This window comes from Micromonospora endophytica (assembly GCF_003236305.1).
Taxonomy (GTDB): Bacteria; Actinomycetota; Actinomycetes; order Mycobacteriales; family Micromonosporaceae; genus Micromonospora; species Micromonospora endophytica.
In genome coordinates this window covers 1-11,191 of the sequence record NZ_POTX01000200.1, presented here as the reverse complement: position 1 = coordinate 11,191, position 11,191 = coordinate 1, and the positions used below count along the sequence as shown (strand labels likewise).

The 11,191-nt window shown below is 67.8% G+C and carries 10 protein-coding genes; 3 read left to right on the top strand and 7 right to left on the bottom strand.

Features of this window, described 5'->3' with window-relative positions; genetic code table 11:
- Window positions 1-180: 180 nt before the first annotated feature.
- The 7 genes from C1I93_RS23250 to C1I93_RS23220 form a co-directional block, all read right to left on the bottom strand.
- Window positions 181-1,716, bottom strand: coding sequence for a type I restriction-modification system subunit M (locus tag C1I93_RS23250; protein ID WP_111245419.1), 1,536 nt, complete (start codon window positions 1,714-1,716; stop codon window positions 181-183).
- A 52-nt stretch (window positions 1,717-1,768) separates the two neighbouring features.
- Window positions 1,769-3,262, bottom strand: a complete 1,494-nt coding sequence (locus tag C1I93_RS23245; RefSeq protein WP_111245418.1) for a restriction endonuclease subunit S — start codon at window positions 3,260-3,262, stop codon at window positions 1,769-1,771.
- On the bottom strand, window positions 3,259-6,723 hold the full coding sequence (locus C1I93_RS23240; protein ID WP_212808320.1) for a DEAD/DEAH box helicase family protein: 3,465 nt from the start codon (window positions 6,721-6,723) through the stop codon (window positions 3,259-3,261). Before C1I93_RS23240 ends, C1I93_RS23245 begins: the two co-directional genes overlap by 4 nt.
- 102 nt (window positions 6,724-6,825) lie before the next feature.
- Window positions 6,826-7,269, bottom strand: coding sequence for a hypothetical protein (locus C1I93_RS23235; protein ID WP_111245416.1), 444 nt, complete (start codon window positions 7,267-7,269; stop codon window positions 6,826-6,828).
- 5 nt (window positions 7,270-7,274) lie between these two features.
- Window positions 7,275-7,724, bottom strand: coding sequence for a hypothetical protein (locus C1I93_RS23230; RefSeq protein ID WP_111245415.1), 450 nt, complete (start codon window positions 7,722-7,724; stop codon window positions 7,275-7,277).
- A 325-nt stretch (window positions 7,725-8,049) separates the two neighbouring features.
- Entirely contained in the window at window positions 8,050-8,313 is a 264-nt protein-coding gene (locus C1I93_RS23225; RefSeq protein WP_111245414.1) for a DUF6244 family protein, read from the bottom strand.
- Between the two features lie 187 nt (window positions 8,314-8,500).
- The gene (locus C1I93_RS23220) at window positions 8,501-8,719 is read right to left on the bottom strand and encodes a winged helix-turn-helix domain-containing protein (RefSeq protein ID WP_111245413.1); all 219 of its coding nucleotides are present in this window, start codon (window positions 8,717-8,719) and stop codon (window positions 8,501-8,503) included.
- A gap of 256 nt (window positions 8,720-8,975) precedes the next feature.
- Between C1I93_RS23220 and C1I93_RS23215 the strand changes: the two genes are divergently transcribed.
- From C1I93_RS23215 to C1I93_RS32680, 3 genes are read left to right on the top strand one after another with little or no spacing between them, the layout of a single operon-like run.
- Window positions 8,976-9,446 carry a hypothetical protein gene (locus tag C1I93_RS23215; RefSeq protein WP_111245412.1) on the top strand — a complete coding sequence of 157 codons (471 nt, stop codon included), beginning with the start codon at window positions 8,976-8,978 and terminating at the stop codon, window positions 9,444-9,446.
- Entirely contained in the window at window positions 9,443-10,114 is a 672-nt protein-coding gene (locus C1I93_RS23210) for a hypothetical protein (protein WP_111245411.1), read from the top strand. The genes C1I93_RS23215 and C1I93_RS23210 overlap by 4 nt, the downstream gene beginning before the upstream one ends.
- Window positions 10,108-10,773 (top strand): hypothetical protein, encoded by a 666-nt coding sequence (locus C1I93_RS32680; RefSeq protein WP_249412206.1) that lies wholly within the window; start codon window positions 10,108-10,110, stop codon window positions 10,771-10,773. The genes C1I93_RS23210 and C1I93_RS32680 overlap by 7 nt, the downstream gene beginning before the upstream one ends.
- Window positions 10,774-11,191: the final 418 nt, after the last annotated feature.

Genomic DNA, 11,191 nt, shown 5'->3' with positions numbered 1-11,191 from the left:
CGCCGACGCCTCAGGCCGCTTCTTCCGTCCGGACTGCTCGTTCAGTGTCGCGGTCATCACGGCACCCTCCTCACCAGGCACAACGCCCGGCAGGTCAGGCCGGAAACACCGTTAGATCCACACGCCCGATCAACCAAGAGATCGCCCGGAACCGCAGCGACCGGGACCCGTGACGGTGAATCACCGATCGCGCACCGTTTCGTCTGTCGGTTGCTGACGAGAGGGCTGGACGGGCTCGGCGCGGGATGACAGCGCGTCGGCGATGGCGGCGAATTCGCGGAGTGCCGCCTGGAGGTCGTCCACGATCTCCTGGGCGATCACCTCGGGTGGCAGCAGCGCGTCGGCGTCTTCCAGGGATGCGTCGCGTAGCCAGGTGATGTCGAGGTTGACCTTGTCGCGGGCGATCAGCTCGTCATAGGTGAACGCCTTGAAGCGTTCGGTCTCGACCCGCTCCGACCGGTCCTTGCCGGGCAGGTAGCAGTCGACGAAATCCTGGAGGTGTTCGCGGCGCAGCGGGTTCTGCTTGAGGGTGAAATGCTGGTTGGTGCGGAAGTCGTACACCCAGAGCTTTTGGGTCCACGGCTGCTCGCGGGCACGTTTGCGCTCGAAGAAGAGCACGTTGGCCTTGACGCCGCCGGCATAGAAGATGCCGGTGGGCAGGCGCAGCAGGGTGTGCAGGTCATACTGCTTGAGCAGCCGGCGGCGGATGGTCTCGCCCGCCCCGCCCTCGAAGAGCACGTTGTCCGGCAGGACGACGGCGGCCCGGCCGTCGATCTCCAACAACGACGCGATGTGCTGGACGAAGTTGAGCTGCTTGTTGGCGGTGGCGGCCCAGAAGTCGGTCCGCTCGATCTCCCGTTCCTCGCGGGACGCCTTACCGGTCTCGGTCACCGACCGGATCGTGGAGCTGCGGCCGAACGGCGGGTTGGCCAGGACCAGGGTGTACCGGTGGGCCGGCGGCTTGCCGAGAGCATCGCCGATGGTGATCAGCGACTCGCCGCCGGGGGTGCCGATGCCATGCAGCAGCATGTTCATGGCGGCCAGCCGGGCCGTGCCCTCGACCAGCTCGGTGCCGGTGATCGCGCCAGCGGCGAGACGACGGCGCTGGTCCGGGGTCAGGCTGCTGCCGTGCTGCCGCTGGATGTGCTCGAACGCGGCGAGCAGGAACCCGCCGGTGCCGCAGGCCGGATCGGTGATCGTGTCGTCCGGGGTGGGCAGGGTGCAGTCGACCATCGCGGCGGTCAGCGCGCGGGGCGTAAAGTATTGCCCAGCCCCCGACTTGGTGTCCTCCGCGCCCCGGGCCAGCAGTTCTTCATATGCGTCGCCTTTGACGTCGACACCGGTCCCCGACCAGTTCTCTTTGTCGATCAGGTCGACGATCAGCCGCTTCAGCTTCGCCGGGTCCTGGATCTTGTTCTGCGCCTTGCGGAAGATCGTGCCGAGCGTGCCACCTTCCTTGGCCAGCCCGGTCAGGATGTGCCGGTACTGCACTTCCAGCGCATCGCCCTCGGCGTCCAGCAGCGTCTGCCAGCTCAGCTCATCCGGCACGATCTGCTCCGGTCGCATCGACCGCCGCGCCCGCTCGTCAGCCATCTTGAGGAACAGCAGGAACGTCAACTGCTCCACATAATCGATGGTCGACACGCCGTCGTCGCGCAGCACGTCACAGTAGTTCCAGAGCTTCTGCACCAGCCGGCGCGAATCCACGGTGCTCACAATGCCATCCTTCGTTCACGACTGCGGGGCTCGCTTCGCTCACTCCTCGCGCTCACAGTGGCAGCGCCTCCTGCTGGTAGTCGTCACCGGTCACCCTGGTCGGCGGTGCCGGCAAGTCTTTCTTCGTACGCCGAGAGCGCGCCTTCTGCATCGGCAACGCAGCCTCCCGATCAGCCCGAATCCGCGCCAACAAATCCGACGCCGGCTCATCATCCGGATCCTGCGGCACCAGCCGCCCCGCAAACGCCTCAGCCAGCAGGGACGCTCGCAGTGCAGCGGCCCTGCGCCGCGCCGCAATCAATTCACGGTCTACGCCATTGATCAGAGTTCGAGTCTCAGCCATGCTGGACAGCAAGGCCCGCTGCTCGTTTAACGGAGGCATCGGGATTGGCAAACGCGCAAGAATCTTCGAATTCAGGTTGTACTGGCCAGCCGACGAGGCCGCAGCCTTCTCAATATGCCGCCGCCATGCCGGACTGGACACAACGAACGCCACCCAATCCGGGTCAACCACACCGGGCTTCAAACGGAAGCGAATCAGATAGGAGGCAAACGCGACTGGCATATCCTGCCGCACGACAGCAACACGCCCAATAAGCCGCGGACTCCCGTTCGTTCTTACGAACAGAAGATCTCCCGAATTTACAAAAAATCCATCGAGGCTCTGCGCTACATCAACCGAGTACTTGACATCCGAGAGACTGATCTCTCCATTCTGCACGTTCGGAATTCGAAGGACTGGGACACCACTCGCCTCGTAAGAACATTTTGCGGACGTTCCGTATCCCCAATCGGAGGAAATCGATCCCAAGGTCGCCACCGACCAGCCATCGGGAAGATAGCCGCCAAGCACCGGCGTGCGCGCGTCAGCCACATCGTGTAGGCGCATAGGGATCGTCTCGCCTAGCGACCGCCCACCACCGACAGCGTGACTGCGTAGATGCCGATCGAGAGCTTGCACCTTAACCTCTGCAGCAGCTAAAGCATCTATCCCTCGCCCCAGGGCCGCCAAAGCGTCTTCGAGAAAATCGACAATTCGATACTGCTCGGCAAGCGGCGGGATTGGTAGGTCAATGCCAAGTAAAGCCCCTTGCGAGATGTTTCGCATCGAGTCCTGCTGCCCGCTGGCGCGCGACGATATTTGACGGCGCACAAACGGCGAGGCCAGCGCGGCGAGCAACCACCTGGGATCGACATCTTCTGCAGGCACAAGCCGCAAGCTCTTATCACTGAGAAGGAGCTGGGGCCGGCAATTCTGAACCAATACGGGTGCGCCAACATACTGCTCTGTGTTGGCTCTACTTATAAGTAGATCCCCTGGTCGGATCTCGTGTCGAGGGTCAATGTCACGATCTGTTGGGACGGCCTTGTTCTCCTGCTCGCGGAACTCCCCCCAGGTCATCGCGCTGACCTTGATGACTCCCCACTCGTCGGCACGAGCGCGTCGGGGATGACATGTGAATGACTTACCCGCCTCAATCCGGCTTACCACGTCGCTCAACTTGCCCCAGGACCAGGAAGCGGGAATAGCGAAGGGCACGGTCATGCGGTGAGTTCCTGGTTCAGTTCGGTGAGGAGGGGTTCGGCGCGGGGGCCGAAGGTGGTGGCGTAGCCGTCGATGCCGCCGCGTTCGGTGAAGGGGGCGCCGTCGAGGTCGTCGGGGCTGATCTCCACGCTTGTTGCTATCACGTCTTTGATCCTCTCCAGCCACCACACCTGGTCGGCTGTGAAGGTAGCTCCCGCCTGTTCCTGGCGCAGCAACCACCCTCGGAAGCGTTCCTCGATCACGCTGCGGTACGGGCGCAGCTCGGCATCCAGCCCCAGTTCGTACCGGATCAGGCTGACCAGGTCGGTGACGCCTCGGGTGCCGGGCGCGTCGGCGGTGCGGCCCAGCAGGACGTACGCCTTCCAGAGCGATTCTGCTGTCCAGGCTTGCGGCGGGCGGGCGATGCGCCGGGCGAGGTCGGCCAGGTCGGCGTACCCGATCCGGCCGCGTCCCTCGAAGAAGACCTGGAGGGCGGTGATCTCCGCGCGATGCTCCTCCAGGTAGGCGTGCCAGTCCTTGAGCATGCCCTGCGCCAGCTCTTCGGCGGGCACGCCGCGCGCGGACAGCAGGGTGTCGACGTTCACCTCGTCGATGGTGATGTCGTGGGCCCGCCGGATGGCGAGGATGCGTTCGCGCAGCTCCGGGTTGGCGGCGAGCGGGCGCAGCGCGCCGGCCAGCAGGTCGCGTACGGCGGTGGGGCCGGCGGCCTTGGCGGGGTTGAGCTGTTCGGGGGCGACGGCGTCGACCAGGCCCCGGGCGATGCTGGTGAGCGGCTGCCCGGCCAGTTCGGCGAGTTCGGCCCGTTCGGCGTCGGTGATCTGCTGGTTGAGCCGGGACAGCCGGGCCGACAGGGTGGCCACCTCGTCCGGGTTGGCGGTCAGCGTGCCGGCTTTGCGCAGCAGGTCACGCAGGGAGATCTGTTTCTCGGAGTGGCGGTGCAGCGGCACCGCCTCGTCCAACTCGGCTTCGGTGACACCAACCGCGTCGACGATGACGAACCGTTCCTTGACCTGGGCGTCGGGGGTGACGGCCTGGAACTCGGCGGGGTCGATGGTGCGCGCGCCGCGCCCCTTCATCTGCTCGAAGTAGGTGGCGCTGCGCACCGGCCGGAGGAAGAAGACGCACTCCAGGGGGCGTACGTCGGTGCCGGTGGCGATCATGTCGACGGTCACCGCGATGCGCAGCTCCGGGCTGTTGCGGAACGCCTGGAGCAGGGTGTCCGGGTTGGTGCCGTCCCGCCGGGACGCGTACGTGATCTTCGCGGCGAAGTCGTTGCCGCGCCCGAAGACCTGCCGGACCATGGTGACGATCTCCTCGGCGTGGTTGTCGTCCCGCGCGAAGATCAGCGTCTTGGGCACGGTGTTGCGGCCCGGGAAGATCTCGGTGAACAGCCGGTCGCGGAAGGTCTCCAGCACCAACCGCAACTGCCCCTTGGAGATCACCGACCGGCCGACCTCGCTGCCGCCGTACCGGAAATCGTCCTCCAGTTCCTGATAGCGCTCGGCGCGGGTACGCCGGTCGCGCAGCGGCACCACCGTCCCGGCGTCGATGGTGTGTCCCGCCTCGGTGATCTGCGTCTTGATCCGGTACACGTCGAAACCCACGTTGACGCCGTCGGCGACAGCCTCCTCGTAGGTGTACGACGACACGATGCGCTGCTGGAAGAAGCCGAGCGTCTGGGCGACCGGGGTGGCGGTGAGACCGACCACGAACGCGTCGAAATATTCGATCACCGCCCGCCAGCGGCCGTAGATCGAGCGGTGACACTCGTCCACGATGATCAGGTCGAACGTCTCCGGCGGCAGGCGCGGCTGATAGCCGACCTCCGCCGGAGCGTCCAGCTCATAGTCGTCGTACGCCCGGTCGTCGGTGTCCGGGTCGGGCAGGTTCTCACCGCGCAGCGCCGCGTAGAGCCGCTGGATCGTGGAGATGACCACGACCGACGAGTCGAGCAGCCCGGCACCGGAGAGCCGGTCCACGTTGTACAGCTCGGTGAACTTCCGCCCGTCGCCGGGAGTCTGGTAGCCCGCGTACTCCTGGAGGGTCTGCCGGCCCAGGTTGTTGCGGTCGACGAGGAAGAGAATCCGGCTGGCGCGGGCATGCTTGAGCAACCGGTGGCTCGCGGTGACCGCGGTGAACGTCTTGCCCGCACCGGTGGCCATCTGGATCAGGGAGCGGGGATGGTCCTCGGCCAGTGCGCGTTCCAGCCCGACGATCGCGTCGATCTGCGCCGGCCGCAGGCCCGACGGGTCCAGTTCCGGCATCCGTCGCAGCCGGGCCCGAAGCGTCGGCGCGGCCGGGTCGTCGTCGGCCTCCCGCATCCACCGCGCCACCGTCTCCGGCCGGTGAAAGGCAAAGATCTCCCGGGTACGCGGATGCGGGTCGAGCCCGTTCACGAACGCGGTCTGGGTGCCGGTGGCGACGTAACCGAAGGGCAACGGGGCGTCCCGCCGCCAGGCGCTCAGCTTCTGCTCCGGGGTCAGCCCACGCCGGTACCTGTCGAGTTGCGCCTCCACACCACGCGGGGCGGTGCCTTCGCGCTTGGCCTCGATGACCCCTACCAGCTTCTGGTCGACGTAGAGCAGATAGTCGGCGCGGCCATTGGCCAGGGTCACCTCGCGGACCGCGACGCCGTGGCCCGCGTACAGGTTGATCTGGTTCTCGTTCTGAACCTGCCAGCCGGCCTCGCCGAGCTGCCGATCGATCTCGACGCGGGTCTGTGCCTCGTTGAGCGGCTCACGGGAGGCGCGGCGGGCACGGGCGATGAACTCCTCGCGCCGCGCCGCCGAGACCTTGCCGGGTCGGCTGGCGTCGCGCCGCTCCTGCTCGGCATGTGCCGCCCGCTCCAGGCTGCTGACCAGCGTGGCGGCCTCGTCGCGGCCAGCGGCGGCGTCCCGCACCGCCCGGTCGGCGGCCTGCTCGGCGTCGGCCCGCGCCTGGTCGACCGACCGTGCCCCGGTGAGCAGCAGCTTCGCCTCAGCCAACTCGGCGCGGTAACGGTCCACCTGGGCGGAGAGCGCATCGGCGACGCTGCGCGGCACCTGCTGCGGCGGCGGCGTGGGCGGGACAAACCCGATCGGCGTACGGTCACCGGTCGTCGCCCGGTGGAACCACAGGCCCAACTCGAAGCAGGTACGCAGCATCTCCAACGCGGCGCGTACCTCGGCGAGATGGTCGTGCACCGCCTTGTTGCCCTGGTCCCGCAGGCTGTGGAAGGCACTGTGGATCTCGCGGGTCAGCGTCCCGTCCGCGTGCAGCGCCTCCACCCGGTGAAAGAAGTCGCTGCGTGGCGGCAGCCCGGTGCGCCGCAGCAGATCTTTGGCCAACTCGTCACCGAACGCACGGATCTTGAACATCGCCGCTTGCGCGTCGACATAGACCAGCAGCTCAGCGCCGGCGCCGTACCAGACCAGCAGCGGATGATCTTTCAGAAACCCGAAGTTGGCCGACCGTTCCGCCAAGCGTCGTACCTGTCGAGGATCCACGTTTCCCCACGTCCATAGGCCCCGATGAACACGTCAGGATACGGGCGAATGATCGCCTTGGACACCGGGAAGACTTGCCTATCGCGTATCCGACATTCGTTCACTTTCCCGCTGTGGCGTGACGGCGCGGGCGACCGTCTGGAGGGTTACCGCGTCGAACCGTTCCGGATCGACAAGGACGTTCACCGCGGCCCCTGGCGCCGGAAGCCAGAACGCCTGAGCCTCGCCCAGCAGGCCCGGACCATCGTCGTGCGGAAAGTCGGTCAGGTGCCACAGCGCAAGGTCCCGCTCGTGATACTCGGCGAGGAAGGTACGCAGCGCGTCAAGATCGGTCAGCCGTTCCCCGCGCAACACATGCACCCGCAGGTCCACCCGATATCCGTCGGCCGTCTGCCGCTCCCACACCCGGGTGGTGAACTGGACGTCCTCCCATTCGCTGGCGAAGTCCGAGACCGCGTCCCCGGTCCCCTCCGGCACCCACCCGACGTGGAACCCGTCCAGCACCCCACCGTCACGGCTCACGCCACTCATCCCGCCGCCTCGATCGCCGCCTCGACCTTGTCCAGATAGTTGAACCACCACTCCCCCTCTTCAGGGGCACTGCTGGTAGCCAAGAGGTTGGCTGCTACCACAAACGGCAGTACGACGGCCGAGTCTCGCGGCAGGACCTCGCTTAGGGGGCGACGATCGACCAGGGCCGTCAGGAACGCGACGACCTCGGCCTTCTCCACCTCCAGCCAACGCTCCTGCGACTCCAGGTCACCCGCGATCTCATCAATGTCAACAGGTTCCGGTGCTCCGTCGTGTGTCTCAAAGAGAACGAACCCGCAGATCGCCACGGACAACTCTAGTGCCGCCTGCAACTGCCGGCCCGCCGCGATGTTGGACATAGCACGGTCGAGGCGGTCGGGGTCACGATGGACAAGAGCGTCGAGGACCGCCCGCACCTGCTTCTCCACCTTGTCGTCAATCTTCACTGCTAGCCCCTCCGTTGGCGGCGATTTTCTCGCCATGCTTTGAACGCTCCGCTTGCCCCAGCCACCGCGAGCACCGTGCCGACGATAGTTTTCGGCACAGCGGGCAAGAACTCCTGGAAAGTCGCGTAGCCCGCTGCGGATGCGGAGGTCCACCATCCGATCGCCTCCGAGCTGATCCCACCGCGAGGCTCGGTTGGAGGAGTCTCATGGTCGCGCCGCTCGCGACGACGTTTGCGATCTGGCCGCCGAGAAGGTGCGGCGACCTGGTTGGGCGCTGCCGGCCTGATCATGGGTGGCTGGTGGGTTGCGCTACCAGCACCCGCTGTCAGTTTCCCAGCGCGCGGACCTTGGTGATCGTTTCCTGGACCTGCTGCTTGGCGGGCTCACTGCCCTGAGCGGCCTGCGCGAGTGCCTGCCGATAAGAATCGATCATGCTGATCAGCGGTCCAGCGGCGGCACCCTGCAACGCGCCCGCGACGAGTTGGCGCGCCTCGGTAGCGTCCTGGGCGGCGGCGGCCGTCTTCGCCTTCGCCTCTTCCAACTTCTGCGCGGCTGCCGCCAGTCTGGCGATCATCTCCGCTGCACTCACAGGCCCTCCCCCGACTCATTCGCACGCAAAGTCCCCACCCCCGCACGGGCAGCGACCACACAGGAGCGTACTGAGATCCGCTCACCGACGCGACTGCCTCCAAGCCGTAGATCTTGTTACGAAAGCGCCCTCAGAGGGGCATGAATCGTCCAAGATCTCCGCCGAACGAGCCACTACGGGCGACAGCTCAGCGCTCGGCGACGAAGACGCCGACTCCGGGCACGCCAACCACAAGCCCTTCGGCCTTCAAGGTCAGCATTGCGTTTCGCACGACGATCGACGACACGCCGTGAATCTGACACAGCTGCGACGTGGAGGGCAGCTTCTCACCCGGTGGCAGGTCACCTGAGGCGATCTGCTTCCGGAGGTGCTCGGCGAGTTCAACCCACTTCGGGCTTGGTGGCATGGCGATACTCCCTGGTCAGCGCCACCATTCGATCACCATTCACCTTGTTATCGCAAGCGATAGCTTGACTGCGATAGCTTGTTATCTTAGGCTCGACGCGATCGGTTCCCTGGTCAGCACCCACGGGACTGGTCGTTCCCACCGCACAGAGCGCCCGGTCGGTCGATCCCCCCGGTCGGCCGGGCGTGCCGTGGACCGCTCGCACCCGACCACGGCCTCCGCACCGGCCCCACACCGACGGACGGGAGACATTCACGTGCGCCACGAACCCGACGACGAGCAGAAACCCTCGACCCCATCCGACGAAACCCCGCCCCCGCCGGTCGACGGCACGCCGACCGGCGATCCGTCGACGCTCTCAGCTCGAAAGCGCCCCGACGCGAACCAGCGAGCGGGCCGCAGCACACCAACCAACCCCGGCAAGACCCGCAACGCAAGCAGGAAATCCGGCGCGACAAGAAGGCCGAACGACCGGCACCCGGCGCTCCGGAACCAGCCACCAGCCGACGATCCCGAAGCATCCGGCTACTGCTGTGAGCATGCTCGCGCGGCAGACGAGATCCCGCTCGGTTCACCGCAGGACCTGGAAGACGCCGACGACATCCTGGTCGCCCACGCACCCCGCACGGTGTCGCGGATGATCTGCGGGTGCGGCGAGGACTACCCGTGCTCCGAGGTGCACTTCGCCCAACTGGTCAAGGCGGCCGTCGTTCGGCCGACTCGATGACCGCCGACGAGCTGCACCGGCAGGTGCCGACGTTGCCGGGTCACGACGGCGCGCTCGACGGGCTGCGGGACGCCTGGTCGGCGACGATTGTGGCGGCTGATCGGGCCGGGTCGCTGCTCCACGGCGCGGGGCCGCTAGGTCGCCGGTTGCCCTGGCAGGACGCGGTGACCGAGTGTTGGCGGGCGTTGGGTCTACTCCATGCCGGGCTCGGCGAGGCTCGGGCCGTCTCCGGTGCCGCTGGTGACCTGATCGCCGGTCTCCGGACGGCCCGCAACGACGCGGACCGGGCCGCCGCCGGAGCAGCCCGAACCCGCTGGTGGCTGGCCGCCGCCGAGGACGGCATCCGCCGTGCCCATCGACCACAGGTCAGCCATCCGGCGTCCGGCGTCGATGGCCGGGCCCGACCCGTCGTCCCGTTGACCGCGACACGGCGCTTCGGGCTGGCCGTGCACCGCCTCGACCTGGTGGCCGTCCGGCTGGCGGTCGGTCAGCGGGCCATCGACCGCTGGGTGGCGGCCCTGCACGGCCATTCGGAGCCCGCGCCAACGCTGCCGATCGCCACGGACACCACTGTCGACAACATCGCCCGAGGTGCGGCGATCGCCCTGCGCAGCGCCCGAGCGAGAGCCAACACAACAAGACGGATGCCACGGAGACGAGCATGCTGAACGATCCGACCACCGCGCTGCGCTGCCTGCTGGAGGGCCGGTTGGGCGGTCACGACCGGCGGCTACGCCGGTTCACCGACGTGCAGTGGCGGCGGTACGCCGATGTGCTGGCCGGGGCGCTGCTGGTCGCCGCGCGGCGGCGATTCGTGGCGGGGCAGGAACGGGCACCACTGATCCGGTTCGTCGCCTCGGCCCGGGAACGGTACGACCTGACCGGCGTCGACGTGGACCCGACGCTGGCGGAGGCGCTGATCGGTGCCGCGTTGGGCGAGCGACCGGCACCGCCACCCAGCACCGACGCCGTGGCGGCCGGCACCGTACTGCTGCTCGCCCTGCTGGAGGACGAGGGTTTCACCGCCAGCGAGTTGGACCTCTTCCTCACCGCCGCCGAGGCTGCGGCACAGTCCCGCGAGGCGACCCCGTCGGTGACAGCCTCAGCGGAGGGTGCGGAAGAGGAGGAGGTAGCCGCAGTAGGCGAGGGGGACGGCGAGGAAGCAGAGCAGGAAGCCCAGCACCGGATAGCGGGGCGGGGTGGCGGCGCCGACGGCGGGACGACCCCAGCGGTTGAGCACCAGCCAGCCGCCGATGAACGAGGCGGCGGGCAGGCCGGCGCACATCCAGGCGTACAGGGTGGTGGTGCCTACCGCACCCATCCCTGAGGCGAGCACCATGACCAGCATGAGCAGCACCGACACGCCGGCGAAGCCGAGGTAGACGGCGACCGCGCGGGCCGCCGGTGACCAGGTGGGCAGCAACGCCGGCTGCTGGGCCAGCAGTTCCGCCTGCTGCGCGTGCCGGTCGGCCTCGTCGGCCCAGCGCCGCGCCAACTCCAGCTCCGTGGCCGGGTCCACCTGCCCGGCGCGGGGGGCCGGCACCCCGGCCGCCGTCGCGCTCACCGCCACCGGCAACGCGCGGTCCGGTTCCGGTCCACCCGGCTGGGCGTACGCCCCGACTTCCGGCCGCCCCGGCGCGGCGGCTGCGCCGCCGGTCGGCCCGGTCCCCGGTTCCGGTCGCGCGCCGGCGTACCCGACCGGCGGACCCGACACCGGCGGGGCGACAGGTGGGGGGCCCTGTCTC

What these genes read in the sequence shown, in the direction of transcription:
- C1I93_RS23245 (WP_111245418.1), bottom strand. Translation starts at nt 3,262, where the DNA reads ATGACCGTGCCCTTCGCTATTCCCGCTTCCTGGTCCTGGGGCAAGTTG.
- C1I93_RS23210 (WP_111245411.1), top strand. Translation starts at nt 9,443, where the DNA reads ATGACCGCCGACGAGCTGCACCGGCAGGTGCCGACGTTGCCGGGTCAC.
- C1I93_RS32680 (WP_249412206.1), top strand. Translation starts at nt 10,108, where the DNA reads ATGCTGAACGATCCGACCACCGCGCTGCGCTGCCTGCTGGAGGGCCGG.
- C1I93_RS23220 (WP_111245413.1), bottom strand. Translation starts at nt 8,719, where the DNA reads ATGCCACCAAGCCCGAAGTGGGTTGAACTCGCCGAGCACCTCCGGAAG.